This window comes from Priestia sp. FSL R5-0597 (assembly GCF_038006305.1).
GTDB lineage: Bacteria > Bacillota > Bacilli > Bacillales > Bacillaceae_H > Priestia > Priestia zanthoxyli.
The window spans coordinates 2,131,062-2,156,392 of sequence record NZ_JBBOUZ010000001.1 but is presented as its reverse complement, the minus strand read 5'-3'; the positions used below and the strand labels follow the sequence as shown (position 1 = coordinate 2,156,392).

Annotated in this window: 27 protein-coding genes and 1 pseudogene; 10 read left to right on the top strand and 18 right to left on the bottom strand. The window is 38.8% G+C overall.

Annotation, left to right across the window (positions count from 1 at the left end):
* Window positions 1-89: 89 nt before the first annotated feature.
* Window positions 90-323: pseudogene (locus MKX72_RS28315) on the top strand (hypothetical protein); the annotation flags it as partial.
* 199 nt (window positions 324-522) lie between these two features.
* Here the strand turns inward: MKX72_RS28315 and MKX72_RS10990 are convergent.
* The 4 genes from MKX72_RS10990 to MKX72_RS10975 form a co-directional block, all read right to left on the bottom strand.
* On the bottom strand, window positions 523-1,365 hold the full coding sequence (locus MKX72_RS10990) for a hypothetical protein (protein WP_028413482.1): 843 nt from the start codon (window positions 1,363-1,365) through the stop codon (window positions 523-525).
* Window positions 1,366-1,822: 457 nt separating this feature from the next.
* Window positions 1,823-2,020, bottom strand: a complete 198-nt coding sequence (locus MKX72_RS10985; RefSeq protein ID WP_016763981.1) for a hypothetical protein — start codon at window positions 2,018-2,020, stop codon at window positions 1,823-1,825.
* A gap of 115 nt (window positions 2,021-2,135) precedes the next feature.
* Complete coding sequence (gene fosB / locus MKX72_RS10980) at window positions 2,136-2,564, bottom strand: FosB/FosD family fosfomycin resistance bacillithiol transferase (RefSeq protein ID WP_033578879.1); 429 nt, start codon at window positions 2,562-2,564, stop codon at window positions 2,136-2,138.
* Window positions 2,565-2,611: 47 nt separating this feature from the next.
* On the bottom strand, window positions 2,612-3,223 hold the full coding sequence (locus tag MKX72_RS10975) for a LysE/ArgO family amino acid transporter (RefSeq protein WP_033578878.1): 612 nt from the start codon (window positions 3,221-3,223) through the stop codon (window positions 2,612-2,614).
* 103 nt (window positions 3,224-3,326) lie between these two features.
* Here MKX72_RS10975 and MKX72_RS10970 point away from each other — a divergent pair, with 103 nt between their 5' ends.
* The gene (locus tag MKX72_RS10970) at window positions 3,327-4,769 is read left to right on the top strand and encodes an aminotransferase-like domain-containing protein (protein ID WP_033578877.1); all 1,443 of its coding nucleotides are present in this window, start codon (window positions 3,327-3,329) and stop codon (window positions 4,767-4,769) included.
* 3 nt (window positions 4,770-4,772) lie between these two features.
* Here MKX72_RS10970 and MKX72_RS10965 read toward each other — a convergent pair whose 3' ends face one another.
* The 5 genes from MKX72_RS10965 to MKX72_RS10945 all read right to left on the bottom strand — a co-directional run bounded on the left by MKX72_RS10965 (window position 4,773) and on the right by MKX72_RS10945 (window position 8,256).
* Complete coding sequence (locus MKX72_RS10965) at window positions 4,773-5,837, bottom strand: HAMP domain-containing sensor histidine kinase (RefSeq protein WP_235918754.1); 1,065 nt, start codon at window positions 5,835-5,837, stop codon at window positions 4,773-4,775.
* Window positions 5,834-6,514 (bottom strand): response regulator transcription factor, encoded by a 681-nt coding sequence (locus MKX72_RS10960; RefSeq protein WP_099330907.1) that lies wholly within the window; start codon window positions 6,512-6,514, stop codon window positions 5,834-5,836. Before MKX72_RS10960 ends, MKX72_RS10965 begins: the two co-directional genes overlap by 4 nt.
* Window positions 6,515-6,525: 11 nt before the next feature.
* On the bottom strand, window positions 6,526-7,089 hold the full coding sequence (locus MKX72_RS10955) for a class I SAM-dependent methyltransferase (protein ID WP_033578874.1): 564 nt from the start codon (window positions 7,087-7,089) through the stop codon (window positions 6,526-6,528).
* Window positions 7,090-7,216: 127 nt separating this feature from the next.
* Window positions 7,217-7,393 (bottom strand): hypothetical protein, encoded by a 177-nt coding sequence (locus MKX72_RS10950; RefSeq protein WP_223546567.1) that lies wholly within the window; start codon window positions 7,391-7,393, stop codon window positions 7,217-7,219.
* Between the two features lie 143 nt (window positions 7,394-7,536).
* Complete coding sequence (locus MKX72_RS10945) at window positions 7,537-8,256, bottom strand: SDR family NAD(P)-dependent oxidoreductase (protein WP_155008145.1); 720 nt, start codon at window positions 8,254-8,256, stop codon at window positions 7,537-7,539.
* A gap of 198 nt (window positions 8,257-8,454) precedes the next feature.
* On the opposite strand from MKX72_RS10945, the gene MKX72_RS10940 reads away from it, so the two are divergent.
* Both MKX72_RS10940 and MKX72_RS10935 read left to right on the top strand, forming a co-directional pair.
* Entirely contained in the window at window positions 8,455-9,081 is a 627-nt protein-coding gene (locus MKX72_RS10940) for an FMN-dependent NADH-azoreductase (protein ID WP_028413489.1), read from the top strand.
* 66 nt (window positions 9,082-9,147) lie between these two features.
* Window positions 9,148-9,360, top strand: coding sequence for a hypothetical protein (locus tag MKX72_RS10935; RefSeq protein WP_034265776.1), 213 nt, complete (start codon window positions 9,148-9,150; stop codon window positions 9,358-9,360).
* 79 nt (window positions 9,361-9,439) lie between these two features.
* On the opposite strand, the gene MKX72_RS10930 is transcribed toward MKX72_RS10935, so the two are convergent.
* Window positions 9,440-10,207, bottom strand: a complete 768-nt coding sequence (locus MKX72_RS10930) for a TrmB family transcriptional regulator (protein WP_155008146.1) — start codon at window positions 10,205-10,207, stop codon at window positions 9,440-9,442.
* Window positions 10,208-10,333: 126 nt separating this feature from the next.
* Between MKX72_RS10930 and MKX72_RS10925 the strand changes: the two genes are divergently transcribed.
* Both MKX72_RS10925 and MKX72_RS10920 read left to right on the top strand, forming a co-directional pair.
* Complete coding sequence (locus tag MKX72_RS10925) at window positions 10,334-11,107, top strand: sulfite exporter TauE/SafE family protein (RefSeq protein ID WP_013056888.1); 774 nt, start codon at window positions 10,334-10,336, stop codon at window positions 11,105-11,107.
* Window positions 11,108-11,270: 163 nt separating this feature from the next.
* Window positions 11,271-11,936 (top strand): hypothetical protein, encoded by a 666-nt coding sequence (locus MKX72_RS10920; RefSeq protein WP_223260154.1) that lies wholly within the window; start codon window positions 11,271-11,273, stop codon window positions 11,934-11,936.
* A 67-nt stretch (window positions 11,937-12,003) separates the two neighbouring features.
* On the opposite strand, the gene MKX72_RS10915 is transcribed toward MKX72_RS10920, so the two are convergent.
* The 3 genes from MKX72_RS10915 to MKX72_RS10905 form a co-directional block, all read right to left on the bottom strand.
* A complete protein-coding gene (locus MKX72_RS10915) occupies window positions 12,004-12,282 on the bottom strand; it encodes a hypothetical protein (protein ID WP_223260155.1) in 279 nt (92 codons plus the stop codon).
* Between the two features lie 113 nt (window positions 12,283-12,395).
* Window positions 12,396-13,898 (bottom strand): NAD(P)H-hydrate dehydratase, encoded by a 1,503-nt coding sequence (locus MKX72_RS10910; RefSeq protein WP_155008147.1) that lies wholly within the window; start codon window positions 13,896-13,898, stop codon window positions 12,396-12,398.
* Window positions 13,899-13,909: 11 nt separating this feature from the next.
* Window positions 13,910-14,950, bottom strand: a complete 1,041-nt coding sequence (locus tag MKX72_RS10905) for a C45 family autoproteolytic acyltransferase/hydolase (RefSeq protein WP_099330901.1) — start codon at window positions 14,948-14,950, stop codon at window positions 13,910-13,912.
* Window positions 14,951-15,092: 142 nt separating this feature from the next.
* Between MKX72_RS10905 and MKX72_RS10900 the strand changes: the two genes are divergently transcribed.
* From MKX72_RS10900 to MKX72_RS10890, 3 genes are all read left to right on the top strand, one after another.
* Window positions 15,093-16,970: a terpene cyclase/mutase family protein gene (locus MKX72_RS10900; RefSeq protein ID WP_048021135.1), complete on the top strand. Its 1,878-nt coding sequence runs from the start codon at window positions 15,093-15,095 to the stop codon at window positions 16,968-16,970.
* Window positions 16,971-17,317: 347 nt separating this feature from the next.
* A complete protein-coding gene (locus tag MKX72_RS10895) occupies window positions 17,318-17,860 on the top strand; it encodes a GNAT family N-acetyltransferase (RefSeq protein ID WP_028413495.1) in 543 nt (180 codons plus the stop codon).
* Between the two features lie 101 nt (window positions 17,861-17,961).
* The gene (locus tag MKX72_RS10890; RefSeq protein ID WP_013056879.1) at window positions 17,962-18,156 is read left to right on the top strand and encodes a hypothetical protein; all 195 of its coding nucleotides are present in this window, start codon (window positions 17,962-17,964) and stop codon (window positions 18,154-18,156) included.
* A gap of 1 nt (window position 18,157) precedes the next feature.
* On the opposite strand, the gene MKX72_RS10885 is transcribed toward MKX72_RS10890, so the two are convergent.
* The 4 genes from MKX72_RS10885 to MKX72_RS10870 form a co-directional block, all read right to left on the bottom strand.
* Window positions 18,158-18,943 carry an ABC transporter ATP-binding protein gene (locus MKX72_RS10885; protein ID WP_034265762.1) on the bottom strand — a complete coding sequence of 262 codons (786 nt, stop codon included), beginning with the start codon at window positions 18,941-18,943 and terminating at the stop codon, window positions 18,158-18,160.
* Between the two features lie 18 nt (window positions 18,944-18,961).
* Window positions 18,962-19,444 carry a GNAT family N-acetyltransferase gene (locus MKX72_RS10880; RefSeq protein WP_154991393.1) on the bottom strand — a complete coding sequence of 161 codons (483 nt, stop codon included), beginning with the start codon at window positions 19,442-19,444 and terminating at the stop codon, window positions 18,962-18,964.
* 157 nt (window positions 19,445-19,601) lie between these two features.
* Window positions 19,602-20,078 carry a site-2 protease family protein gene (locus MKX72_RS10875; protein WP_028413498.1) on the bottom strand — a complete coding sequence of 159 codons (477 nt, stop codon included), beginning with the start codon at window positions 20,076-20,078 and terminating at the stop codon, window positions 19,602-19,604.
* A 147-nt stretch (window positions 20,079-20,225) separates the two neighbouring features.
* Window positions 20,226-21,044, bottom strand: a complete 819-nt coding sequence (locus tag MKX72_RS10870; protein WP_224980575.1) for an AraC family transcriptional regulator — start codon at window positions 21,042-21,044, stop codon at window positions 20,226-20,228.
* A 138-nt stretch (window positions 21,045-21,182) separates the two neighbouring features.
* Between MKX72_RS10870 and MKX72_RS10865 the strand changes: the two genes are divergently transcribed.
* A complete protein-coding gene (locus MKX72_RS10865; protein WP_155008148.1) occupies window positions 21,183-24,287 on the top strand; it encodes a glycoside hydrolase family 2 TIM barrel-domain containing protein in 3,105 nt (1,034 codons plus the stop codon).
* Window positions 24,288-24,323: 36 nt separating this feature from the next.
* On the opposite strand, the gene MKX72_RS10860 is transcribed toward MKX72_RS10865, so the two are convergent.
* Window positions 24,324-25,235, bottom strand: coding sequence for an EamA family transporter (locus MKX72_RS10860; protein WP_033578861.1), 912 nt, complete (start codon window positions 25,233-25,235; stop codon window positions 24,324-24,326).
* Between the last annotated feature and the right edge of the window lie 96 nt (window positions 25,236-25,331).

Genomic DNA, 25,331 nt, shown 5'->3' with positions numbered 1-25,331 from the left:
TTCAGAAAATTACATCAATAATTCCCAAGTTGATTTTCAACAAAACTTATTATATTTTTTATGTTTCATCCTAAATAATTTCAAAACCGCTGCCAATCTATCTATAAAGCATTCGAGGCTTTACGCCGCTTCAATCAGATCTACTATTATTGCCAGGTGCATTAATTATGATGCCGATTGTGACTGAATGCATCAACCAATTACCTCAACATTTAATTTCTCACGGTACAGCTTTAAATAATACAATTCGTCAAGTTGCAGGTTCAATTGGTACTGCTATACTTGTTACAATTATGACGCAACAAACTACGGAACACCTCGCTAAAGCAATAACAACTTCGACTATAGATATGGTAGTAACGATGTATTCTTATTTGCGACGCTATTGACTCTAATTGCGTTATTACCCTCTCTCTTCTTACGTACACCAAAGATCAATAGAGATAAATAATAAAAAGCCGTTTCTTTGGTTAAGAAACGGCTTTTTTATTTTAATAAACAATTATATTTAAAGCATATATTTTACATTTGGATATCATATTTAGATTCAAATGCAGACACTTTTTCTTTAGCATCTAAAAATTGTGTTTCAGCAGCTTTTGTGTTTTCTTCTAAAGTTGATTTATCCTTACCACTTTCTTTTTGTAGAACTTCTAGCATTTCAACTTGTTTATTTAATGACGAAGTTACGCTAGTGACTGCGGAATTCAATTGATTATATTCTTCAGTACTAAAGCTAGCTTTATATTTCTCCAACTCTTCCTTAATAAGCTTTATTCTTTTCATAGGCATTCCTTGTATAGACTTAATAGCCTCAGTTGCGTCTGCATCAATTTTTTCATAATCGTAGCTATCTGCATTAAAATCTTTGTCTAACTCAATAGTGTTCACCGCATTAAAGTGCTGAGTAATATCCGCTTTAGTTAACACAATATGCATATGAGTACCAATTGCAGCCTCGTACACATCTACTGCCGAACCATAACGCTTCTGAGCTTTTATTGCTTGATCATTACTTAAATGGTCTATCTCAGTTTTTAAGTCTTTTACATGTTTGTCTAGTTCACCATCATCGCCCTGAAGAATATTCTTGCTTTCAATTGACTTTGCTAGTATGTTAAAGTCTGCTTCAAAAACAAGATAATCATCAGATTCCATATATCCTTTTTCTTTTGTATATTCTTCATACTCACTCTCTAATTTAGAGAGTTTTTGTTCGAGTTTTTTCTGCTCTTTCCCCATTTGTTTCTGCTCTTGCTTAGCAGATCCTTGTTTTTGTTCTTCTTTCGTTGACCCACAAGCTACTAAACTAATAGATAGCAAAGATGCTACAAGTCCTAGGCCGATTTTTCTTAAATTCTTCATTTTTTCTCCTTTTTTTGGTATGTAGTTTTTTCACCAAACAATGATAGCATATATTATGTACTCCAAAAGAACGATTTTAGAAAAATTATCAAGTTTTCTATAGATAAACCATTAAAAGCAACAATATTCTATCTGTTAGTAGCAGCTTTAAAAAATCTCTTATCCGCAGTTTTACGAACAATTGCTTAATTATTAGACCTTTTATCTGACGCGCAACGAAACTAAGTAAAAACCGTTTCACTGTTTAGAAAACGGTTAGTTACTTTAATATATAATTCTATACTTAGAGTTAATTCGATATTTCAATCCCCTATTGCTGATTCAAAATAATAAATTCACAATTTTTTTAGCGCGTTAACTTGTTTTTCTAAAATAGAAATTAACTGTTTTTCTCACAAAAATAGTACTATTTTCAAAAGGAATCTTTTATTTCTCCTGAGAATAGTACTACACTATATTAGATAACCTTTATTTTTGTTTTAATTGTATAATATGTATCTGCTATGAGTCCTACTGCAAGTCCGCTAATCATCCCGTACGGTAATACACCTGGTACATTTTGATAAAAAGTGCCGATTAACATTGCAGCTAGGATGCCGAAAAGTACGCCTATCACAATATGCGAACCAAACTTCACCTGTTTTGCGGTATACATTCTTCCTCCTCCTCACTTTTTTTCCATTATATCACAACAGAATCGTTTATTTAATGATAACTGAGCGAGGAATGCGAATGTAATAAAACTGTAACCTTATATAACTATTTTAGTACTACTCTTTTGGCGAATAAAATGTCATATGAGGCTTTTCTTCTTGGTAATACGCTAAACGGTCTTGGAGCGTACCAGTATGAAATTCAAATTTATGACCGTCAGGATCCGTAAAATAAATAGATTTTTTGTCTCTCTCGTCACGATTTCTTCCAGGTAAGATATTTACATTATGCTGTTTTAACAGCTCTTTTGCTTGGTCAAAACTTTCAATGGAAATAGAAAATGCTAAATGAGTATACGAATACTGAATTTCTGATCTAGGAATATCTTTTTCTTCGTTTAACGCGAGCCACATTCCATTTAGACTAAAGTAAGCGGTGGACTTTCCTTTTACTAAAAGTTCCGCCCCTAACACTTTTTGATAAAATATGATGGACCGTTCTAAATTTGACACAGAAAAGCATATATGATTAATTCCTTGAATCATCTTTACCCCTCGCTTTCTATTATATAACTTTTCTTTTAGCGCCTATTTTACTGAAAAAACATACTTTTTGCCATGTAAAGAGCTACTCCCCAAATCATACATGCAGAAGCCTTATTGACCCAAATCATTATTTTCCCATTTGAATCCATTTTTCCTACCGCTTTTCCGGCAAAAGCTAAGGATAAAAACCATATCCATGAAACGCATATCGTAACGAGCGTAAAAATCCATTTTTCTTTTCCGCTGTACAGTAGAGAATTTGTTCCGATTACACCCATAATATCCATCAGCGCGTGAGGATTTAGCAGAGATACAGAAGCAGCAAATAAAATTTGTGCTTTCACCGTCATCCCTTCCTTTACTGACGTTTTTGAAGGTTCGCTCTTCCACGTCACAAAGCCCATATACGCTAAAAAAAGAAAACCTATTCCAAAAATAAGCGCTTGAAAAAATGAAAAAGTAGCGGCTACTGCTGAAACTCCCAGCACTGCTACTAGAATTAAAATCGTATCACAAACAGAAGCCGTTACCACTACAGGAAGCGCCTGTTTGATGGTTCGTTGATTTGCTCCTTGGTTAAAAACAAACACATTTTGTACTCCTAAAGGTAAAATCAAACCGAATGCTAACAATAAAGCATGTATAACCACTGTAAACATGTTGTTCTCTCCTTTCTCTTTTATCCTACAATTGACATCCCTTGTTGTCTCCATCCAAATTTTGATTTATAATACCAACCAAATTATAAAAAGGTGGTCTCACATGAACTGGACTCCAAATCCGGCTGATAAAAAGCCAATGCACAAACAAATTCAAGAGTATATGAAAGAGAAAATCATAAATGGAGAGTGGCCTATTGGAACGAAAATTCCTTCTCAGCGCCATTTAGCTGCTAGCTTTTCTGTAAATAGAAGCACGGTGGTGACGGCAACCGAAAACTTAATTGCTGAAGGACTGCTCAGCGGAAACAAAGGAGGCGGCACCAAGGTCATCAACAATACGTGGAGCTTACTAGCATCAGGTTCTCACATGAACTGGAATTCGTATGTAGAAGCGGGAATATACCAACCAAATTCTCCGACTATCCGCCATATTAACGAAGCTGAATTTCAACCGGGCATTATTCGTTTAGGAACTGGAGAGTTAGCACCTGACCTGCTTCCTTCCCATCATCTTGCGGAACTATTTAGCGGAACTAACCATAGAAGCGTACACTTGGGCTACGAGCACCCAAGAGGAAATGATGAGCTCCGACAAGAGTTAGTGAAGCATGTAAAAAAACGCGGCATTGAAACGTCTCCTTCATCTATTTTAATTGTATCCGGTTCACTTCAAGCCCTTCAGTTAATTTCAATCGGCCTGCTGCCTCCAGGTGCCAATATATTAGCTGAAAAGCCTTCTTATCTTTATTCTCTACCGTTATTTCAGTCCGCACAAATGAAACTAACGGGCGTTTCATTAGACGAAGAAGGAATGCATTTAACTTCATTAAAAGACCAGCACGAAAAAGAAAAAGGCACAGCTTTATATACAATACCGAACTTTCATAACCCTACCAATGTAACGATGAGTGAACAAAGGCGCCAAGAGCTGCTTCGCCAGTGTGAAAGAATGCATTTGCCGATTATTGAAGATGATGCTTACGGAGAGCTTTGGTTCCATTCACCGCCTCCACTTTCATTAAAAGCTCGAGATAAAAATGGAGTGGTTCTTTATTTAGGAACGTTCTCTAAAACATTTAGTCCGGGATTTCGAATTGGATGGATTGTAGGGCCTGAACATGTAATTGAGCGATTGGCCGACCTTAAAATGCAAGTTGACTACGGAGCCAGTTCCTTATCTCAATGGGCCGCTGCTGAAGCTCTAAAAACCGGAATTTATGACAAGCACGTTGCCAGCGTACGCTATAAATTAAAAGAAAAATCTCAGCAAACGCAGGCTATTTTAGAGAAGTATTTAAAAAGTCTTGCTGCGTGGAATACTCCGAGCGGAGGTTTTTATTTTTGGCTGACGCTGCATAAGCCTGTTTCGATGCGGAAATTATTTAAGCACTGTCTCGACGAAGGAGTTCTTTTAAATCCAGGCGCATTGTATGACCATGAAACGTCACAGCATATCAGAATATCCTTTTCTTATGCGACGCTTGCAGAATTTGAATACGGCATTAAAATAGTCGCAAAAAGCCTTAAGAATCTTTACAAGTGATTCTTAAGGCTTTCTTGTGTTAGGCGGCAGCTTTATCGAAAAAGTGAGCTTATTATGCTGACGCTCTGCTCGTATCTCTCCTTGATGCAGCTGAATAATTTGTTTTGCAATAGCCAGCCCTAAACCTGAACCATTTACGTTCGTTCTTGATTCATCACCTCGATAAAATCGATCAAATAACTTTTCCACCTCAAGTTTTTCACTGATGTTAATGCTGTTACTAAAGGAAATTACCAACGAATCCTCATCAATTTCCTGATTCACCTCTAATACGGAAGGCTTTTCGCTGTACTTCTTGGCATTTTCGAGCAAGTTTTGAAAGACTCTTACCATTTTTTCTACATCAATAAATGCATGCCATTCACAAGCAAAGTTAGTCTGAACGTCAATGCCTTCTCTTGTTAACATCGGCTCGTACTCTCCTATTACCTGTTGAAGCAAACGTTTCATGTCAATTTCATTTCTCTGAAGCTGAAAATCCGGACTCGTTAATTTTGTATAGTCAAACAACTCATCTATTAAATCCGTTAAATAATTTGCTTTTGAATCAACAATATATAAGTAGCTATCTAATGTTTCATCATCCATACTTTCTCTTTTTTTGATTAAATCTAGGTACCCAACGATGGATGTTAACGGCGTACGCAAATCGTGAGATACACTGGATATTAGCTGATTTTTTGCTTGCTCCAGCTCTCGTTCACGATCAAATTTTGTACGAAGCTGCGCAGACATTTTGTTAATGTTTTGACTTAATTCAGCCAGTTCATCTTTTCCTCGTACCTGGATGGTTGCGCCTAAATCTCCATTTGAGATTTTTTGAACTTGTTTAGAGATTTCTTTCAGATAACGAATATGGGAACGAATAAGTGCTAAGAAAACAAAAACAAAGACCACAACGGCGATAAAGAAAAGTCCAAACGCTAATACATTATATGCAGGGACATTCATTTTCTCTTCTTGTATATACCTGCTCAAAACAAGCCTAGCAATTAAAATAAAAATTAAATTGGTAGCCAAAAAACTTATAATGATAGCAAAAAGAAGCTTTACACTTATTCTTCTCATATCCTGTATCCTACGCCCCATATGGTTTTAATATAAATGGGCTTTTTCGGATTATCCTCAATTTTTTCACGAATTTTTGTGATATGGACCATTACATTATTATCCGATTTAAACGCGTCTTCTTGCCACACGGCTTCATATATTTTCCCCATGCTCATCACTGTTCCTTTGTTGCGTGCCAGCAGCTCTAAAATATCAAACTCTTTTGGCGTTAAACGAATCTCTTGGCCGCGCACAAATACAAGGCGGGTGCTGCGGTTAATTTCCAAATCGCCAATTTGAATAACGTCACGCTCAGCGCGTTCATTGTATTTTTTATAGCGTCTAATTTGTGATTTGACTCGTGCGATGAGTTCGAGTGGGTTAAATGGTTTTGTTAAGTAATCATCTGCGCCTGCTGTTAGACCAGAAATTTTGTCCATATCTTCTGACTTCGCCGAAAGCATAATAATGGGCATGTTTTTTTCTTCACGTATTTTAAAAGCTGCGTCGATTCCATTCATCTGCGGCATCATGATATCTAATATAATTAAATCTACTTCTTGTTCCTCTAAAAGCGCTAATCCAGATACAGCATTAGAAACTTTCAGCGTTTCAAATCCTTCATTTTCTAAGTAAATAGCAATTAAATTACGAATTTGCTCATCGTCATCTATAATTAAAATTCTGTCTTTCATTTACAAACTCCTTATACCTCATTCTTTTCGCATGAAAAAATGTATGCGGGAGGCACGTTTCTCCACTCTTTTTCAACTTTAATGTGGGGGAAAAACGTGCGGATCAACTCTTTTTTTAAATTCGTATACTGAAACGTAATAAATTTCCCTTCATCAGCTAATACGCTTCGCGTGTTTTGCAAAATACAATCTGACACCTCAGCTGCTAAAGAAGCAAAAGGAAGACCTGATAGTACGTAATCTACTTTTGAAATATCATACTGTATCAAGTACTTTTGAACATGTTCAGCCGAGCCGTGTATCACATACACATTTTTTTCATCTCTTACTTGTTCCTTTACTTTTTCGTAAAAATGCCGATTGTATTCGATAAGAAGCAAAGTTGTACAAGCGCTTCGTCTTCTTATTAATTCACGGGTAAAAACTCCGGTTCCTGGCCCGTACTCTACTATACAGGCTGCATGTTCAAAATCAATCCCTTTCACCATTTTTTTCGCTAAGTGCGTAGAGCTTGGCAAAAGCGCTCCTACCGTTCGCGGCTGGTGAAAATATTGATACATAAAAGCTAAATTCATTTTCTATTCCTTCTTTCTACTCTTTCTTTCTAGAATAGAAAAAAAATCTAAAGAAACGTTAAGTAAATTTCTTAAGAATTCTTAAGAAAACAAAAAGGAGGATGGGACATAACGGAATTAACCCAATCTAAAGACGAGCAAATTGGATTAATAAACTCATATGGATTGCTCTTGACACCTCTGTTGATTTCCGTGCAAGACTTCGCTTTCCGCGGCCGGCCGATGAGCCTCCTCGTCGCTTACGCGCCTGTGGGGTCTCATCTGTTCCGCTTTTCCCGCAGGAGTCTTCTACCTTGCCCTCCAATCAACAGCTAGAAGCGGTGAAACCAACGTTTATAATAACAGTAAAAAATCCGAATGGTCAGTCAATAATACCGATTGATCATTCGAATTTATCCTTAACTAAAATATTTTTGTCCAGCCTCGATTACTCGTTTAAAAGATAATTTATCGTAAATAACATCCGCTATTTAAATCAAAGGTAGCTCCTGTATAATGTTTTGCTTGAGGACTCAGTAAAAAAAGAACGGTATCTGCCACGTCTTGAGGCGTAACAAAGCTTGGAATCAGCTGATGATCGATGTATTCATTTTTGCGCCACTCTGGAATATTTTTCATCATATCGGTATTTACCATTGTAGGTGCTACGGCATTCACACGGATATAAGGAGAAAAATTCATTGCACAGCTTTTGGTTAATCCTAATATCGCTGCTTTAGACATTCCATATATAGCATCGGAGCTTCCTTCCATTCCTGATACGGACGATATATTAATAATTGCTCCTTCTGTTTCCTTTTCCATTAATAATTCGCCAAAGTATTTGGAGAAATAAATATATCCTTTAATATTAATGTCCATCACAAAATCTATTTCCTTTTCTTCATAATCCAATAAATTTTTCCCTAAATACACGCCTGCATTATTAACTAATCCATATAAATTTTTATCTTTTATTTGATAGAAAAGATTTCTTACGCCCTTCCCTTCTTTAACATCTACTACATACGTTTCAATATGGCCCTTTGTATCTTCAGCTAGCTGTTTCAAAGCTCCTTCATTACTATCACAAGCAATAACTGAATAGCACTTCGACACACATTCTTTTACAATTTCTTTTCCAATTCCAGCACCTGCACCCGTGACGATTACCCATTTTTCTTTCATCTCGACACCTCTTATCTACTTTCTGTTACACATACTTGTTATGTAAATATTCAAACATTTATTATACCATTATTTTCTATATAGACGTCCATTTCTTGCGCTCTTTTTTAGCTTACCTGACAAAGCGCGTATAGTTTTTTATGGGAGTGATAACGATAAGACAGTACATTATTTCAAACAAGAAAGAGATGATAAGACGTGGCAAAAGTACTTTATATTACAGCTCATCCTCACGATGAGTCTCAATCATTCAGTATGGCAACTGGAAAAGCATTTATCGATGCTTACAAAGAGCACAATTCAAGTGACGAAGTTGTACATATTGACCTTTATAAAGAAAATATCCCTCATATTGATGCAGATGTATTTAGCGGCTGGGGCAAACTTCAGTCTGGCTCGGAACTCTCTTCTCATGAACAGGAAAAGGTCAATCGCCTTGCAGAATTGAGCGAACAGTTTGTAGGAGCGGACAAATATGTTTTTGTAACTCCTATGTGGAACTTTTCGTTTCCACCGGTTATGAAAGCTTATTTAGACTCTGTAGCCGTAGCAGGTAAGTCATTTAAATACACGGCCGAAGGTCCGGTTGGACTATTAACGGATAAAAAAGCGCTTCATATTCAAGCGCGCGGAGGCATTTATTCTGAAGGTCCTGCAGCTGATATGGAAATGGGGCATCGCTATATTGGAATTATGATGAATTTCTTTGGAGTCCCTTCGTTAGACGGCATTTTTGTCGAAGGGCATAACGCAATGCCAGATAAAGCTCAGGAAATTAAAGAAAAAGGAATAGCAGAAGCAAAAAAACTTGCCCAAACCTTTTAATATAAAGAGGCTGTAACAAAAATATTTTGATTGAAGGAAGATCCGAACGAGGGCTTGAGACTCTTAATGGAGCATCAACTTTGTTCGGATTTTTCTGTTGGTAAAGTGAACGTAGCTTTCATGCATGGTGGCTGCTTCCAGCAGTTAATTGGAGGGCAAGGCGCAGACTCCTGCGGGAAAAGCGGAACAGATGAGACCCCACAGGCGCGTAAGCGACGAGGAGGCTCATCGTCCGCCCGCGGAAAGCGAAGCCTTGCACGGAAATTAACTGCGATGTAACAAGCCATTCATACTAGATCATTTATCCCGTTTGTTCGTCTTTCGATGGAAGTGATTTCGTTATGTCTAAGTCTCTTTTCTACGCAAAAAAGCTTTCTCTTTCCCTTTCGATCCACCTGTCTATTTCTCGATCACTTTTTTCTACAAGTCTGTTAACGAGGATATCATGCCAAATATAGTTTTCAAGTAAATTAATGTTAACTCCGTTATTGGTATAGTAAGCCATTTCTTTATGACCATAAATCATTTCACTGCTGTCAACAGATATAATAAACCAGTTTTGATTCCCAATATTTTCGGTATAGCTTGTATGGCGGTGCCGGTCAAATTCCTCCATCGCTTCATCTTGTTCAAACACAATTCCTTTTAGTGTGACACTCTTCCTTAGCTGTAATAAAAGAGGCTTCAACTCATTATAAATATCAGGCCAAAGCGAGATGACAATTTTATTTTTTGCTTTTAGCAGCAGCGACTCACAAAAAGCAAGAATGGCTGTTTCTCCTTTCATCGTCATAACCCGGCTTTCTTCTATAGACTCTGCAGCTTCAAGACGTTTAAGCGTTTCGCTAACGTCTTCATACGTTTCGTTCCATTTTTTCTGCAGCGAATGCAAAAAAGCATCGACGGGTAGCGACGTGTACTGGGTGCCATCATTACTCTCTTCTTTTAACACCATGCCTTTTTCCTCTAGTGTTTGTAAAATATCGTATACACGCGCTCTTGGCACACCTGAATGTTTACTAATGCTATAAGCAGTGGAAGATCCTTTTTTGACAAGCGTCACGTATACTTTTGATTCATACTGATTAAATCCAAGCGACTGCAGCTGCTGAATAATATTTTCCATAAAGGAAACCTCCCTGTTTTTTAAGTTATTTGAAATTTTCATCATTTACATATTTACAACTGCTTTTTATATAGTTACTATTTAAGTAGTCACTATATATATATTATGACATGAGGAAGGTGCTTTATGGAAGAATTAAGTTTACAGATTGTTCTTTTGCTTTTACTCTTTGGTTTTTTAGCTGCATTCATTGACTCCGTAGTGGGCGGAGGCGGTTTAATTTCTACACCCGCTCTTTTATTTTTAGGCCTGCCGCCCGCTGCTGCCTTAGCTACAAATAAATTAGCTGGAACGATGGGCGTATTAACGAGTACCATTCGATTTGTCAAATCCGGAAAAGTCGATTTTCGCGTTGTGGGTAAATGGTTTCCTTTTGTATTTATTGGCTCTTTGGGAGGTTCAATCACCGTTCATTTTCTATCCTCTGCTTTTTTGAAACCTGTTATTTTGATTCTCCTTGTTTTAGTTGCTATTTATACAATCTTCAAAAAAAACTGGGGCACCACGTCCACGTATAAGCCGCTGTCTATTAAGAAACTTATTTTCTTTACTGCACTTATTTTTATCATTGGCTTTTACGATGGATTTTTAGGAGCAGGCACAGGTTCATTTATTTTATTTGCTTTTTTATTTATGGGATTTGATTTCCTGCAGTCAGCAGGCAGCGCAAAATTTTTAAATTTCGGCAGTAATTTAGGTGCTTTGCTTGTATTTTTGTATTTTGATTCTGTTGTATTTTCTTACGGATTAATTATGGGGTTTGCGATGATCGTGGGTTCTTTCGTTGGATCAAACGTCGCTTTATCAAAAGGCGTGACGTACGTCCGAACGCTTTTTATTCTTGTCACTTTAAGCCTTATTAGCAAAAACATATTCGACTATGTAAATCAGTACAAATAGATCAATGGTTTCTTTCGAACTATAACAATGAACCTATATATCTATTAGATTAATAAAACCACCTCTTACTATTTTCTTATTTTTGGGTAAATGTGTAAAAAGACACTAAAATTGTTGTATACTGATCGATGTTGTTTTACATAATTAGAAATATTATACAGAGGTGAACGTTTTGTTTAAGAAATTTAGGTTTTTATGGTTTATTTTGCTGATCTTTGCACTTATTTTTGTCAAAAATACGTTCTTTTCTTCTTCAGAGAACGCCGCTGAGACGCTAGCAACGTCAGATGTTCCACAAGCCGCAGCTACTTTCAAAGAGGGAAACAATCAGCAGGACGGAGTCATTATTCAAAAATATCGCAAACAGCTAGATGCAGCACAGAAAAAAAATGACGAAAAAGCTACTAAAGAAATACAAGAAAAAATTTATGAAGACGGAAGACAGGCGGCACTAAACTTTTTACCGCGCAATAAATTTCAAAGAGCTTTTTCTCAGCCTTCGAAAAAATCGGCCGATGACATTTATAACTTTCTAATTGCCCAAGTAGGGTTTGGAGGATATGATTCTCTTTATCAAGAAGCAATAGCCGCAAAAAAAGAAGCAGCTTCTTCTACTGATGAATTAAATATGAGTGGCATTCAAGCTAAAACCGCTGCACTTACATACGGCACACTCGCACAAAGAGAACAGCTGCTTGTTACAAGTCTTGCCTATGACTTAAGCAGCGTAGGCGTCATTTCTTCCGATACAGCTAAAGGTATTGATAAAAAAGCTACTCATATGCTAGAAGTTAGAAAAGAAGGAATAAATGCCGCGATGCAAGAATAAGCGAAACAGCTCTTTTCTTCTTCCTAATAAAAACGTGTCCGCCTGTTTGGCGAACACGTTTTTTTGTTTAATAAATAATAGCCTGTACGCTCATTATTGTAACGGTTAAAATAAGAATCACGTTCCCTATAATTAACCACGGCTTTGCGCTTCCTCTTCTACCTTTAATAGCCGTGATTAGTCCAGCAATGGGCAATAAAGCCATAATGATGACCCAAATTTTACGAAGAATGCTGGAATCCAAATAAAAACCAAACTGCATCATCGCAAATAACACGACTGTAATAAGGAAGAAAAGTGTAGGCACAGCTAAATGAATGCCTCTTGGTCTCATTGAGTAGTACACAACATCACTTTCTTTCTATGTAAAATCTTACGTAAAATAACGTTATCATTTACACAGAGTTTTGACAACTTTTTGAAGGATTTTGTCAACAAATTTTAATAATCCAGAAGAAATCACTTCTCATTCAGCTGCCCGAAGACTGCCGGAAGTGCAGAAATAACGTCACTTGCTAACATATCTATCATTGTATGCCCCTGATCGAGCAGCACATCCGCTGCTTTTCCATGAACATATACCGCATTGCTGATTGCTTCTTGAAGAGAATCATGCTGCATAATAAAAGCGAGGATGATTCCGGTTAACGTGTCACCCGTTCCACCTTTTGCGAGTCCTGCGTTTCCAGTGGTATTTACGTATTGTTTTCCATCCGGCGTTGTAACGATCGTGTTTGGGCCTTTTAATACAAGATACACACCATTTTCCACTGCGTATTGGCTAGATATCGAAAATCGATTTGCTTCTACTTCTGCGATTGTTGTATCCACGAGTCTAGCCATTTCTCCGGGATGAGGTGTTAAAACCGTTGCGTGTTCTCTTTCTTTTACTTCTTTCATCAAATCCGGCAGATGAAAAAGAGCATCTGCGTCGATTACAACAGAAACGGGCTGTTGAAGTACTTGTTCGACAACTTTCTTCGTTTCTTCCGTTCTCCCAAGCCCTGGTCCAACTGCAATTGCATCGTACTTTGCTTCTTCTAAAGGAATCTCGCCTGCAAAAAAGCCATCTTTGCTTGGGCATGGCTTATACATCACTTCTAACATGTGAGCAGCTGCAATCGCATGAATATCATTCGGAAGCGCAAGCGTTAAAAGCCCTGCTCCGCTTGTGAGTGCTGCTTTTGACGTTAGCATCGGCGCTCCGGGTGTTTGAAGTGAACCTCCTATTATGATTCCTTTTCCATGTGTACCTTTATTGGACGAAGCATTCCGAATGGGAAAAGATTTCTTAATATGCTGAGTTGACCATACCTCTTTAAGAGGTGAGCTTTTTTCAATTGCTAGCGGTGGGATACCGATATCTACTACAATCAATTCACCATAGCTTTCTTTACTCGGGTATGTAAATGCCGTGATCTTTGGCTGCTGAAGCGTAATCGTAGCATCTGCATGTACCGTAAGCTCTTGCTTCTGTTCCATTACTCCACTTGGGACATCAATGCTGTATATGTAAGCCTTAGAGTCGTTTATTTTTTTTATAATGTTATCATAAGGAGATTTGATGCTGCCTTTTACGCCTATACCTAATAAACAATCAATAAGGACCGTATACTTTTTCACAGAGAAGTTGTCTCCCGCCGATTGCCACGCCAATCCAGCATTTTCATAGATGATCATGGCTTTTTTAGCTGCGCCTTTTATTTTCTCCCGTGCAGGAACTACCCAGACGTCAACTTCATAGCCTTTTGACTTCAAAGCACGGGCAATAACAAAGCCGTCTCCTCCGTTGTTTCCCGTTCCTATAAGCAGCCCTATTTTTTCATATTTTTCGATTCGCTCACTCAGCGCGTTTGCAGCAGCCTGTCCGGCATTTTCCATAAGGGACTCTTCACTCATCCCAATTGTATTCGTCATATAATCATCTACTTGATACATCTCTTGATTCGTTACAATTCTCATTATGCTGCTCCTTACTGAAACGGAAATGGTTCGTCTGTATTTACCGTTCCTTTTATTTTCGTTATAGTTAATTGTTCTCCTTTCACCCAATCCTCAAACGAGAAAGTAAGAGGTTTTGCTTTTCGTCCAATTCCCACAATGACTTGCAGCGTCTCCGGTACATATGCCACTGTATGAAGCGTTCCAGCAGAATTCCGGTAATCTTCTTTAAAAATACCGTATTCATCCTCATTAAATAAAGAAAAAGCTTCAAGAGGCGATAGCTTTTTTTCAATATGATCTCGAATATGATCGAGCCTTTCCTTTGACTCTACCAAATGATGACGATTTTCTTCGACCAGCTGATTAAAATGGTTCGTACACCCCATCATCGTTCCTCTTTGTACATGAACGCCTCGTCCAGATGCTTCGACTACTGCTCCCTGTCCGCTGCGGTCGTAAATGGAATAATTAAACGCATGACGGTGCGGTGCCCTTTCTAAAATAGCAACAGCCTCTTCTGTTGTTTCACATGTTTCTAAAATAAACCGAGCAAGCGTACAGCAAATAAATCCGTTCGTTTGACGGCGGCGATTAACAAAATGATAGCCAATTGCTAATCCTTTTTCGTTCATTCCATCCATTCGCCCAATCATTCTTGTTCCAAACCCGACGCTTGCATATCCTTCATTTGGCTGAAAAAGCAAAAATCGACCTTCGTACGTTTTCGGATGATAATCGTAGTTCCGCACATACACACCGTGCTGCATAAGAGCAGAACATCCCGTTTTCTTCCACTCTTGCTGATATCCGCTGTACTCATGTATAACGTCTTCAAGAGGCCAATCTAAGCCTTCTGCTAAGCCCAATAGCTCATTCCACAGTCCGGGAGCAAATAAGTCGTAATAATGACGAGCTTCTTTTGCTATCGTTTGATAGCTTCGTAATGAACGTTTTCTTCTTTTTTGATGATTTTCAAACAGCTTTGTTCCTTTATGTAATTCCCCTTGCATTTTACCAAGCTCTCGGTAAGAGCCTCGCCCTTGAATAACTTCTACCTGTATTTCTTTCACTTCTATCACTCCAATTTTCCAGTACCTTTATTGTGCAGCAAGCGCTCTATTCTTTGCAACTTTCTCCTCTCATAGAACGCTCTTCCTTTGAATACAGTTATAAAGAAACAGGTCGAAAGATTGAAAAGCATTATCATAAGAGGTGATCATATTGCTAAAGGAAGTTCAGCTAGAGATTCAGCGAAGAATCGCCTATCTGCGCCCAACACAAAAAAATGACGGGTCATTTCGCTACTGTTTTGAAACAGGCGTTATGCCTGATGCGTTTTTAATTATGCTTCTTCGCACCTTTGATTTAGATAAAGAAGTGTTGATTAAACAATTAACCGAACGGATCGTTTCCCTTCAAAATGAAGATGGTCTTTGGACGTTGTTTGATGATGAAGAACACAACTTATCCGCTACTATTCAAGCTTATACAGCTCTTTTATATTCAGGCTATTACCAAAAAAATGACCGGATTTTGCGAAAAGCAGAAAGATATATTATAGATTCAGGAGGCATTTCTCGCGCTCATTTTCTCACAAGATGGATGCTTTGTGTTAACGGCTTATACGAGTGGCCAAAGCTATTTTACCTCCCGCTTTCTCTTTTGCTCGTGCCTACCTATGTACCGCTTAACTTTTATGAACTAAGCACCTATGCCAGAATTCACTTCGTCCCGATGATGGTAGCTGGAAACAAAAAATTTTCACTTACTTCTAGGCATACACCTTCTCTTTCTCATTTAGATGTAAGAGAGCAGAAACAGGAAGCGGATGAAGCTGCTCAAGAATCACGCGCTTCTATTTTTTTAGTCGACCATTTAAAACAGCTGGCTTCTTTACCTTCTTACATCCACAAGCTTGGTTATCAAGCAGCCGAGCGTTACATGCTAGAAAGACTTGAAAAAGATGGAACACTCTACAGCTACGCAACCTCTACTTTTTTTATGATTTACGGTCTTTTGGCTCTTGGCTATAAAAAAGATTCCTTTGTGGTTCAAAAAGCAATTGACGGTATTTGTTCACTACTTAGTACATGCAGCGGCCACGTGCACGTAGAAAACTCCACGTCAACCGTTTGGGATACCGCCCTGCTATCTTACGCTCTACAAGAAGCAGGTGTACCGCAGCAAGATCCCATGATTAAAGGCACAACTCGTTACTTAAAGAAAAGACAGCATACAAAGCTTGGAGACTGGCAGTTTCATAACCCCAATACAGCGCCTGGAGGCTGGGGATTTTCCGATATTAATACGAATAACCCTGACTTAGACGATACGTCTGCTGCTATTAGAGCTCTTTCTAGAAGAGCGCAAACCGATACAGATTATTTGGAGTCTTGGCAAAGAGGTATTAACTGGCTGTTGTCCATGCAAAACAAAGACGGGGGTTTTGCTGCATTTGAAAAAAATACCGATTCTATTTTATTTACTTATCTGCCGCTTGAAAACGCAAAAGACGCAGCAACGGATCCGGCTACTGCCGATTTAACCGGTCGAGTGCTTGAATGCCTCGGAAACTTTGCCGGTATGAATAAATCCCATCCTTCGATTAAAGCTGCAGTAAAATGGCTGTTTGATCATCAGTTGGATAACGGGAGCTGGTACGGCCGGTGGGGTGTTTGCTACATTTACGGAACGTGGGCCGCTATTACTGGACTCCGTGCTGTAGGAATTTCTGCTTCTGATCCGCGTATCATCAAAGCCATCAATTGGCTCAAAAGCATTCAACAAGAAGACGGCGGATTCGGAGAATCATGCTATAGCGCTTCTTTAAAAAAATATGTGCCTTTACCCTTTAGCACTCCTTCGCAAACGGCTTGGGCTCTCGATGCTTTAATGACAATATGTCCGTTAAAAGATCGAGCCGTTGAAAAAGGAATTAAATTTTTACTGAATCCAAATCTTACCGAGCAGCAAATTCATTATCCCACGGGAATTGGTCTTCCTGGACAATTTTATATTCAGTACCACAGCTACAATGATATTTTTCCTCTTCTTGCACTTGCCCACTACGCAAAAAAACATTCTTCATAAAGGGGTTGAGACATGACGAAATGAATCCAATCTAAAGACGAACATATAGGATACATGAGCTCCTATGGATCGCTTGTGACACGGCAGTTGATTTCCGTGCAAGGCTTCGCTTTCCGCGGGAGTCTTCGCCTTGCCCTCCAATCAACTGCTAGAAAGACTTACACACATGAAACCTATGTTTACCCTAACAAAAAAAACGAACCACGAATCAAACATCTTGATCAATGGTTCGTTTTTCACTTTGTCTAAAATCCTTTTATTCCAGCCTCTTTTTGTACATAAAAGCAGGTTTTTTTAGGAGACAAGTGGAATACCTTTTTAATGTTGGGAAAGAAAGGATGCATCAAATGAATAATGTTTCACCACTTTTAAAAGGAAAAAACGTGATACTAAGAAAACCAAAAGACAGCGATGTACATGACTATCTAGCGTGCAAGCAAACAAAAGAGCTTATTCGTATGTACGGAGGCGATACCCGAAACTTAAAACCTCTTACATTACAAGATGCCAAGCGGCACGTCGAGTACATAAAGTCTCAAAAGCTGAATTGGTGTGTTGAATATCAGCAGCAGTTTGTTGGAGAAGCCCGGCTGACCGTTAACGAGTACGACCGGCGCGCACGGTATGCTATTGGTTTATTCGATTCTTCCGTTTGGAATCAAGGGCTCGGCACTGAAGTTACAAAATTGGTGCTGGCCTACGCATTTGAACACCTTCACTTGCACAGAGTCGATTTACGAGTGCTCGAATACAACCATAGAGCCATTGCTTGTTATGAAAAATGCGGTTTTGTAAAAGAAGGAATAGAGCGTGAAGGTGCTTTTATTGAAGAAGCATTTCAGACAGATATTATCATGAGTATACTCGAACAAGAGTATTATCAGCTTTAGAGGAGAGAATCAGCTGTCATCATCGTACTTCTTTAAAAGTTCGTATAGCCCAAGCCTTTTGTGAATAAAGTAACATAACGATATAACCAAAGGAGCCAACGATGACAGCTTATGATTCCTCTTCTTTTGTATTTGTAACCATTGATAAACATGACATTGCTGCTTTTTTACTCATTGATATTATTTGCAGCACCACTATTTATGTAGCATGTAAACATTATCTCCACAATGAGCTTGTTTCCATTGCAAGCAGCGCTCTTTTTCCCATGGTATGTAAGAAGGTTTCTCGACGCTAGCTCAGCTTTTTACCGGTTCTTTTAATGACAGCCAAGTGCGGTCCTTCTGCTGCTGAATCTCTACGGAGTGATTAAAAAATTTAGAAAGATGCGGCTCAGTGAGCTGGTCTTTCGTTTTTCCAGAAGAAAACACTTCTCCTTGGCGCATACAAAGCGTATGAGTAAAGCAAGGCAAAATTTCTTCTACATGGTGAGTAACATAAATAAGCGTAGGAGCATTTGGCTGCTCTGCCATTTTTGCAATCAGCTGAAGAAGCTGTTCTCGGGCCATTATATCTAGACCTGTACATGGCTCATCAAGTATTAAAAGCTTTGGTGAAGCCATAAGAGCTCGAGCAATTAGCACTCGCTGGCGCTCTCCTTGAGAAAGTGTTCCGTAGGCCTGATTTTGTAAATCTTCGCAATTTAGCAGCTTCATTAATTCTATGGCTTGGTTCATATCTTTTTGCTCCACTTGTTCATATAACCCAATAGATGCAAATTTTCCGCTTAAAATCATTTCTACAACCGTATCGTCATCTCGAAACCGCTGTTGAAGCGAAGAGCTTACCCATCCAATTTCTTTTCTGAGCTCAGACAGATTTGTTTCTCCAAATTTCCTTGAAAGAACTTCTACTTCCCCTTTTGTAGGCCAAATATATCCGTTGATGATATTTAAAAGCGTCGTTTTTCCGGAACCATTTAACCCAAGCAAACACCAATGTTCCCCTTTTTCCACTGACCACGACACGCTTTTTAAAATTTCTTTTTCTCCTCGTTTTACCGAAACGTTGTTAATGTTGATCATGCTAACACTCCTTTACTCTCATTTTTCATTATATATACTATAAAAGAATAATGATTTATCCCATTTGTTAACTTGCTTTTCTTTTTTCATGCCAATTCTTTCAGCCACTTTAATCGATGGAAAATTGTGAGGATCTATCAATGATATAATCTTCTGAAATTTCAGCGTATGAAGACCATAATCTAAACAAGCTTTTGCTGCTTCACTCGCATAGCCTTTTCCCCAGCAGCTGCGTAAAAATAAATAGCCAAGCTCCGGATCTACCTTGCCGTCTACTTTTTGAAGAACCATGCCGCACTGCCCTAGAAACTCTCGATTCTGTTTATCTTCAGCGATCCACATGCTAATGCCATATGTTTGATAATGCTGCTTCATCCATTGAATCCAGCGATATGTGTCTTGTTCATTTTTAGTAGAAGAATAATACTTCATTGCTTCAGCATCTTCAAATATTTTCATTAAATTGCCTGCATCGCTTTCAGCCATAGCTCGCAGCGTCATTCGCTCTGTCTCAATAATCGTATAAATCCTCTCCTTTCTTCCATTCCAACATCTACTATCTTTATTATCCGCTACTATTTTCTTTTCGTAAAGTTTTCCTTTTTTGATTTAAATGAAACAGAAAAAGGCACCAAAAAAGGCTGCTACACACAGCCCTTTAATCTGGATCACACGTTTTCCCGTACCGTAATACGTTATATATAGCACGTCCATCACTTGCAGATGTTTCTGTATATTGAATTGGCAGCAGTGAAAAAATAACATAATAGACTGAAAAATAAACAAATTGATAGCAAAATATATCTTCAGGCAGAATATTAGCCATAATTAATCCATTTATTATAAAAATAGTAAGTAAATTAAACAGTACACCGCCCGCATACACCACTGCATGGGAAAAGCGACTGTCGTTCTTAAGATTTTCATATTTACAAAACGAGTCTAGAAAATAGACTGACTTAATTTTAAACTTCCCCATTTTAAGAATCGTTTTCCCCCGCCCAATAGTAAAATCGACCTTCCCTCCGAAAATAATTGCCATGACGGAATGCCCCAGCTGATGAACAAATGATACAAGTGGCAATACAAGACAGAATGACCACACAAACTTTGGAAGATCATTTAACCCAAACACGTTTATCCCTCCTTTTTGTTTCTTCTCTCTACTTTTCCTCCCCGTTTTTACTTAAAACTACATTTAAATTCTTTTTTTAAAACTCATACGAAATAACTAGCATCCACATCACTTCTTATAACCTAGATAAAACCCAATGTATGTAACTTATGAAAAATACATTTTCCGAAAAACAGTTGGAGTCACGTTTTCTTGTTCTTTGAAGCGCTTGATAAAATAGCTTGGATGTTCATACCCTACTTGTCTTGCTATATCTTGTACAGAGATTTGGTTGTTTTTAAGCAGCAGTTTCTTTGCTTTTTGAATTCGGACGCGCGTTACGTATTCAAACGGCCGGATACCAAGAGATTGTTGAAAAAGCAAACACGTATACTGCTCTGTTACGTTGAGCTGCTTCGCCAGTACTTCTAGCGTTAACGGCTGATGATAATATTCCTCAATATAGCGAAGGACTGGGTTTAGCTGAGTAATTTGCTGCAGGCGACTTTTGCTTTCTATATATACGCTGTCTTGGCGCAGTTTCAAAATGACGCTATATAGTAGTTCAGAGCACTTCATGGTGCTAGAGGTATGATTTTCTTCTAACAAATTCATTAGCTCTTGCAGCATCCTATAAAGGCTTTCAGCATGTGTAAGGACGATTTTTCCGGAATTAATAAATTGAAGAGAAAGCATGATATCATCAATTACACTTCCATTAAAAGAAACCCAGCATACTTGCCATTCGCTTGTAATGGGGTAGTATTCGTGCGGAACATGCGGCGTCAGAAACATTCCTTCATTTTCTTTTATAATATAAACCTCGTCGTTTACACGAAGCTCACCTCTTCCTTTTATACATTGAATCCATTGATAATCAGGAAACTCTCCCTGACGTTTAATATGCGTTTGATGTCTCCAGCTTCCAGCGCTTGTAACATAGAATGGCAGTTTCATATCTTCATCTGAAAGAGCCGGAAAGTACATACGGTCCACATTACTTCCTCCTTTTTATGTGAATATAGTTATATTATCATGAAAATAATTAGATTGATAAGGTTCTCAGAAAACGTTATCATTTTCATATAAACTAATAACCTAGTAATCTAGAAATGAGGGATCGACATGTTAAAAACCGGCAAAAAATTTAATTATACAGCACCTGCAAACGGATACCCTGAATGGAATAACAACCCTGAAATTTTTCAATTGAACCGTTCGAAAGCACACGCTTTACTAATGCCTTATCAAACGGTCGAAGAGGCCTTAAAAAATGATAGAAAATCTTCTGTTTACTACCAAAGCTTAAATGGAAGCTGGTACTTTCATTTTGCTGAAAATGCGGATGGTCGCGTCAAAAACTTTTTCGCTCCTGAATTTTCATATAAGAAATGGGACTCTATTTCAGTTCCTTCACACTGGCAGCTGCAAGGATATGACTATCCTCAATATACAAACGTGACATACCCTTGGGTTGAAAACGAAAACCTCGAACCTCCTTTTGCACCGACTAAATATAACCCTGTCGGTCAGTACGTCCGTACTTTTACACCTAAATCAGAATGGGAAAATCAGCCGGTGTACGTCAGCTTCCAAGGCGTCGAATCTGCTTTTTACGTCTGGGTTAACGGTGAGTTTGTTGGATACAGCGAAGACAGCTTTACTCCAGCTGAATTTGATATAACTTCTTATCTTCAAGATGGTGAAAATACAATAGCAGTAGAAGTATATCGCTGGAGTGACGCAAGCTGGCTTGAAGACCAAGATTTTTGGCGAATGAGCGGCATCTTCCGAGATGTGTATCTGTACTCTACTCCACCGGTTCACATCTATGACTTTAGCGTTCGTTCGTCGCTTGATAACAACTACGAAGATGGTGAACTTAGCGTTTCAGCTGATATTTTAAATTACTTTCAGCACGATACTCAAGATCTAACATTTGAAGTCATGCTGTATGACGCGAATGGCCATGAAGTACTACAAGCTCCGCTGCAAACAAATGTAAGTGTGAGCGATCAATATACAGCGTCCTTACGTACACACATTAAAAGCCCTGCAAAATGGAGCGCAGAAAGTCCTAATTTGTATACCCTTGTACTCAGCTTAAAGAATGCTGCTGGTTCTATTATCGAAACGGAAAGCTGTAAAGTCGGCTTCCGTACGTTTGAACTAAAGAATGGCCTTATGACAATCAACGGCAAGCGTATTGTACTTCGAGGAGTAAATCGCCACGAATTTGATTCAGTAAAAGGCCGTGCAGGCATCACACGCGAAGACATGATTCACGATATTTTGCTGATGAAACAGCATAATATTAACGCGGTGCGTACATCCCATTACCCTAACGATTCAGTATGGTATGAGCTGTGTGATGAATACGGACTGTACGTGATTGATGAAACCAATTTAGAAACGCACGGAACGTGGACTTATTTACAAGAAGGCGAACAAAAAGCCGTTCCAGGAAGCAAGCCAGAATGGAAAGAAAACGTACTAGATCGCTGTCGTTCGATGTACGAACGTGACAAAAACCACCCTTCTATTATTATTTGGTCGCTTGGCAATGAATCATTTGGCGGAGAAAACTTTCAGCATATGTATACTTTTTTTAAAGAGAAAGATTCCACGAGACTTGTTCATTATGAAGGAATCTTCCATCACCGCGACTATGATGCTTCTGATATAGAAAGCACGATGTACATTAAGCCAGCAGATGTAGAGCGCTATGCTTTAATGAATCCGAAAAAACCTTATATTCTGTGTGAATACAGTCATGCGATGGGTAATTCTTGTGGAAATCTATACAAATACTGGGAGCTGTTCGATCAATATCCAATCTTGCAAGGCGGTTTTATATGGGACTGGAAAGATCAAGCTCTTCAAACAACAGCAGTAGACGGTACTTCTTACTTAGCTTACGGCGGAGATTTTGGTGATACGCCTAACGACGGCAACTTCTGCGGAAACGGCTTAATCTTTGCTGATGGGACAGCTAGCCCGAAAATTGCAGAAGTAAAAAAATGCTATCAGCCTGTAAAGTGGACAGCAGTAGACGCTTCTAAAGGAAAATTTGCCGTTCAAAACAAACACCTGTTTACAAACTTGAACGCCTATGATTTTGCTTGGACTGTTGAAAAAAACGGTGAACTACTTGAAAAACATGCGTCTCTTTTAAATGTAGCTCCTGATAGTACAGACGAACTGACGCTTTCTTATCCTCTTTACGAGCAAGAAAACGAAACTGATGAATTTGTTTTAACTCTTTCTATCAGATTATCCAAAGATACAGTTTGGGCTTCAGCTGGATATGAAGTGGCGTACGAACAGTTTGTACTGCCTGCCAAAACCGCTGTACCCTCAGTAAAAGCTGTTTATCCTGCTTTATCAGTTGACCAAAACGAACAAACGCTGACGGTTACAGGAACTAACTTCACGGCTATTTTTGACAAGCAAAAAGGGCAGTTTATCTCTTACAACTATGAGCATACCGAGCTGCTTGCATCGGGTTTCCGTCCGAACTTTTGGCGGGCAGTCACCGATAATGACCTCGGCAATAAATTGCATGAAAGATGTCAAACGTGGCGTCAAGCAAGTTTAGAGCAGCACGTGAAAAAAGTAAGTGTTCAACCGCAAATTGACTTTGTTATCATTTCGGTTGAGCTAGCTTTAGACATCTCTCTTGCTTCTTGCTATGTAACGTATACGCTATATAACGATGGTGAAATGAAGATTGAACAATCTTTAGCACCTTCTGAGGCAATGCCTGAAATTCCTGAAATTGGGATGCTGTTTACGATGGATGCGGCTTTTGATTCTTTAACATGGTACGGCAGAGGCCCTCATGAAAATTATTGGGATCGTAAAACTGGCGCTAAGCTTGGCCTTCATAAAGGCAGTGTAAAAGAGCAAGTTACACCGTATTTACGCCCTCAAGAATGCGGAAACAAAACGGACGTTAGATGGGCAACTATTACAAACGATCAAGGACGCGGCTTTTTACTAAAAGGTTTGCCAACAGTCGAGCTGAATGCTTTACCTTACTCACCTTTTGAACTGGAGGCTTACGATCATTTTTACAAATTGCCGTTAAGCGATTCCGTAACCGTGCGGGTTAACTACAAGCAAATGGGCGTTGGAGGAGACGACAGCTGGGGAGCAAAAACACATCCTGATTACACACTATACGCCAACCGCTCGTATACAAACACGTTTACGCTAAAACCTCTATAAAAATAAAAAGGACTTTCATTTGAAAGTCCTTTTTACTTATGATGTCACCTCTGGCTTTCGCTGAGAAAGCAAAAATACCGTAGCGATAATAAGAATTGTACCTAGCCACTCCGTCCACCCAAAAGTCACATGAAGCCATAGAACAGATAGCGCGGCTGCTGACAAAGGCTCTGCTGACGCAAGAACAATGGCTTCAGAAGCGCTAATGTGCTTCAAACTTTCCAAGTAGCAATAAAAGGCAATGAGCGTTCCAAAGATAATCACAAATAGCACCGCACACAGCGACAATAGCGACCACTCACCGGCTATATGCCACGGCGGATGAATAAATGAAAAACTTACGCCGCCTATTACCATTCCCCAGCCTACTACTTCAACTGAGCTCCATTTTGCAAGAAGACGTTTAGGCTGAAGCGTATAAAAAGCAGACGTCACAGCTGCTCCAATCCCCCAAAACAACCCCCATCCTGTAATAGACAGCTCGTTAAAGTTTCCGCTTGTTGCAAGAAAAAATGTCCCCGTTATGACGAGCGCAACAGAAATCATTTCTACTTTCACCGGCCACTTTCTTGCTTGCACGGCTAAATAGCCAATAATAAATATTGGCGACGTATATTGAAGCACTGTAGCTGTAGCAGCGTTTCCTGCTTCAATAGCTGCAAAGTATGTATACTGCACGCCGAGCATACCGATTACACCAAACAAAAGCAGCGAAGTCCTCTCTTCTTTTGTTTTCCAAATTGCAAAAATATTGCGCTGCTTAGAGGCTATTGCCAAAAGCAGCAATCCAGATACTAACATACGAACGACGACCAGCCACTCTGCGTTAAAACTCTTATGCTGAAATAAATATTGAGCTACCGTGCCAGACACTCCCCACATCGTGGCACCAATGATTACAAGCAGCAGCCCCCACGCTCTTTTAGATGAAGTTTGAACTCCTTCCACTTACCATTCCTTCTCTCTTTTTCATATATATTTAACTTACCTCCCTCCGCATTAACGGTCAATAGCAAAAAAAGTCGAAGCAATATGCTTCGACTT

Coding starts and splice junctions, on each gene's coding strand:
- MKX72_RS10880 (WP_154991393.1), bottom strand. CDS start 19,444: ATGACGCTGCGAGCTATGGCTGAAAGCGATGCAGGCAATTTAATGAAA.
- MKX72_RS10945 (WP_155008145.1), bottom strand. CDS start 8,256: ATGAAAGAAAAATGGGTAATCGTCACGGGTGCAGGTGCTGGAATTGGA.
- MKX72_RS10870 (WP_224980575.1), bottom strand. CDS start 21,044: ATGTACTTTCCGGCTCTTTCAGATGAAGATATGAAACTGCCATTCTAT.
- MKX72_RS10910 (WP_155008147.1), bottom strand. CDS start 13,898: ATGAGAATTGTAACGAATCAAGAGATGTATCAAGTAGATGATTATATG.
- MKX72_RS10965 (WP_235918754.1), bottom strand. CDS start 5,837: ATGAGAAGAATAAGTGTAAAGCTTCTTTTTGCTATCATTATAAGTTTT.
- MKX72_RS10975 (WP_033578878.1), bottom strand. CDS start 3,223: ATGTTTACAGTGGTTATACATGCTTTATTGTTAGCATTCGGTTTGATT.
- MKX72_RS10955 (WP_033578874.1), bottom strand. CDS start 7,089: ATGAATTTAGCTTTTATGTATCAATATTTTCACCAGCCGCGAACGGTA.
- MKX72_RS10865 (WP_155008148.1), top strand. CDS start 21,183: ATGTTAAAAACCGGCAAAAAATTTAATTATACAGCACCTGCAAACGGA.
- MKX72_RS10885 (WP_034265762.1), bottom strand. CDS start 18,943: ATGATCAACATTAACAACGTTTCGGTAAAACGAGGAGAAAAAGAAATT.
- fosB (WP_033578879.1), bottom strand. CDS start 2,564: ATGATTCAAGGAATTAATCATATATGCTTTTCTGTGTCAAATTTAGAA.
- MKX72_RS10925 (WP_013056888.1), top strand. CDS start 10,334: ATGGAAGAATTAAGTTTACAGATTGTTCTTTTGCTTTTACTCTTTGGT.
- MKX72_RS10930 (WP_155008146.1), bottom strand. CDS start 10,207: ATGGAAAATATTATTCAGCAGCTGCAGTCGCTTGGATTTAATCAGTAT.
- MKX72_RS10985 (WP_016763981.1), bottom strand. CDS start 2,020: ATGTATACCGCAAAACAGGTGAAGTTTGGTTCGCATATTGTGATAGGC.
- MKX72_RS10960 (WP_099330907.1), bottom strand. CDS start 6,514: ATGAAAGACAGAATTTTAATTATAGATGACGATGAGCAAATTCGTAAT.
- MKX72_RS10970 (WP_033578877.1), top strand. CDS start 3,327: ATGAACTGGACTCCAAATCCGGCTGATAAAAAGCCAATGCACAAACAA.
- MKX72_RS10895 (WP_028413495.1), top strand. CDS start 17,318: ATGAATAATGTTTCACCACTTTTAAAAGGAAAAAACGTGATACTAAGA.
- MKX72_RS10890 (WP_013056879.1), top strand. CDS start 17,962: ATGACAGCTTATGATTCCTCTTCTTTTGTATTTGTAACCATTGATAAA.
- MKX72_RS10935 (WP_034265776.1), top strand. CDS start 9,148: ATGGAGCATCAACTTTGTTCGGATTTTTCTGTTGGTAAAGTGAACGTA.
- MKX72_RS10990 (WP_028413482.1), bottom strand. CDS start 1,365: ATGAAGAATTTAAGAAAAATCGGCCTAGGACTTGTAGCATCTTTGCTA.